We start from the raw sequence: 2,882 nt of genomic DNA, 5'->3' as shown, positions 1-2,882 counted from the left end.
ATTAAAGTTTATTATTTAGAAGTTGATGTTAATGGAAATGTAATGCGTGGTGCAGAAGCTGAGCCAACAGATTACAATATTATTTCATCAGATGGCTCAAAATTGGAGATTGCTTTTAAAGATTCTATCAATAAAGCATATCAAATCGAATATGCCACAAAAATTACTGATGAAAATATTAAAAGTTTTCGAAATAACGTTACGATAACGAGTGATAATCAAAAGCAACAAAACGCAAGCTCTACTGTAACGGTTTCTCGTGGTACACACTTAAATAAAACAAGTAAATATGATCCAAAGACGCAAACAATTGAGTGGACAATTACTTACAATGGTGATCAAAGAGAGATCAAAAAAGCAGACGCGATTTTAAAAGATATTTTTGACGATACACACGAACTAGATGCAAATTCTATTGTTGTGAAAAACGCTTCATATAATGAAAAGGGAACGCTTGTAACAGGTGACGCTGTGAATAATTACACTGTAAATAACAAGAAGAATGGATTCGATTTACAGTTTAACGATGATATTAATAGTGCTTATGTGATTACCTATAAAACCAAGCCAACTAATAAAGTTATAGAAGATGGAAAAGTAAAAAATAAAGTTACAGCTGATAATGATTCAAGTAAAGAAAATGAAGCTAGCTTCAAGCAGCAAAATATTATTAAATCTAATAATAAAGCTGAAACAAATTATAAAGACAAAACAACAACTTGGACAATTATAGTAAATAATAACAACTACCCATTAAACAACGCGATCATTACGGACACCTTTGATCATGGTGGATTACAATTAAAAGATAAAAAACTAGAAATTAAAGATGGAAATTATACCCTTCAAGCTGGGACTGACTATGTTTTAGATGCAACAGATAAAGGCTTCAAAATTACTCTTATAGGTACATATCAGTCTAATATGACAAAGACATTAGTTGTAAAATATACGACAGACTTTGATTATACAAAGCTAGAAAGTGGTAAAACTTCATTTAAAAATACAGGTAACCTATCTTGGATAGATACGGATTCTAAGCCACAATCAAATAAAGTTGAAGCTAATTTCGATCCTGATACTTTCACAAAGGCAAATGGTTATAAGTACGGTTCTTATAACGCTCAAACGAAGGAAATTACTTGGATAATAGGCTTTAACTATAATAATGTTGAGATTAAAGATCCTTCTGTTATAGACGTAATACAAGATAAACAAAAATTAGTTCCTGGATCCATTGAAGTACGCGATATGATTTTAAATGGAAATCCTGATAATGCACAACCTGGTAATGCTGTACCAACTGAGAAATATGAACTTGAAGAACCTACAGAGAAAAATAAAAACACCCTAAAGGTTCATTTCAAACAATCAATTAATTCACCTTACTATATTATCTTTAAAACAAGCCTTGATGGTGAACTTATCCAAGGCACTTACAAAAACGAGGCAGATTTAAAAGATGGCTCTAAAATTGTTAACACCCTTACAGGTGATACTCAAGTAAATAAAGGTGGCAGCTTCGTTACTAAAAAAGCTGTGCAAGACGACAACTATATTAATTGGAGTATCGCAATTAACGAAAGCCAATCAACCATTGCGGATGCGGTTGTAACAGATGACCCAACCGAAAATCAGGTAATTGTGGAAGATTCATTCCACTTATATCCTACAACTGTTGATCCATATGGAAATTTAACAAAAGATAAAGTAAACGAATTAAAAGAAGGAACAGACTATAAACTCAAAATAACAACAGACAATACTACCGGAAAGCAACATTTCGAAATTGCCTTCTTGAAAAAAATTGATCGAGCTTATATTTTAGAATATCGCTCACTTATTAATGCAGACGATAAAGAAAAAGTAAGTAATAAAGCGAAAATCACAGGCAATAAGTTGACAGTTAAAAACACAGAAACTACTGAAACAATTGAAGTGAGAATGTCTTCTGGTTCAGGTGGAGGATCTGCTACCAAAGGTCGTGGAAACCTTGAAATTATAAAGGTAGATAACGACAATAAGAACGTACTATTAGCTGGGGCAGAATTTACTTTATACGATCGTACAGGTAAAACTGTTATCCGTAAAATTACAACAGACAAAGACGGTATCGCTAAATTTAATAATTTAAAACGTGATAAATATTTATTAAAAGAAACAAAGGCTCCTGAAGGCTATGTAATTAGCTGGGATTTAAAACAAGGGAAAATTGTTGAACTTGGTACACAAGAGACTACAACATATAAACTTGCAAATAAGAAATTTGTCGGGAAAGTAGTTTTAACAAAATCTGATGACCTGAACAAAAATGCAACACTACAAGGCGCTATTTTCACACTACTGGATAAAGATAAAAAAGTAATTCCAGAACACAAAGAATTAACAACAAATAATAACGGACAAATTATTATAGATAAACTAAAACCAGGAACTTACTACTTACAAGAAACGAAGGCTCCTGAGCATTATCAATTAGATAGCAAACTTATTCCGTTTACTATCTCTATAGATCAAACAACAGTAGTAAATCTAACTGCGACAAATAGTTTAACTAAAGGATCTGCTCTTTTAACAAAAGTGGATAATTATAATAAAACTTTAGCAGGGGCAGAGTTTACTGTTCAAGATCGCAACGGAAAAAATATTCCTGGATATGAAAAATTAACAACAAATGAACATGGACAAATAGAAGCAAAAGATTTACGTCCGGGTAAATACCAATTTGTCGAAACAAAAGCTCCTGAGCATTATGAATTAGACAAAACGCCTATTCTATTTGAAATAGAAAAAAGCCAAACTACAGTCGCTTCTGTTACAGCAAAAAACGCTTTAATTAAAGGTGACATTACGTTAACAAAAGTGGATGATACTGATGGCAC

Annotated in this window: 1 protein-coding gene; it reads left to right on the top strand. The window is 32.1% G+C overall.

Features of this window, described 5'->3' with window-relative positions; all coding sequences use genetic code 11:
• A partial coding sequence (locus MR167_RS31085) for a collagen binding domain-containing protein (RefSeq protein ID WP_255787486.1) occupies positions 1-2,882 on the top strand: 2,882 nt, incomplete at both ends.

This window comes from Bacillus cereus group sp. BfR-BA-01355 (assembly GCF_022663675.1).
Classification (GTDB): Bacteria; Bacillota; Bacilli; order Bacillales; family Bacillaceae_G; genus Bacillus_A; species Bacillus_A thuringiensis_S.
This window is presented reverse-complemented; position numbering and strand designations above follow the sequence as displayed.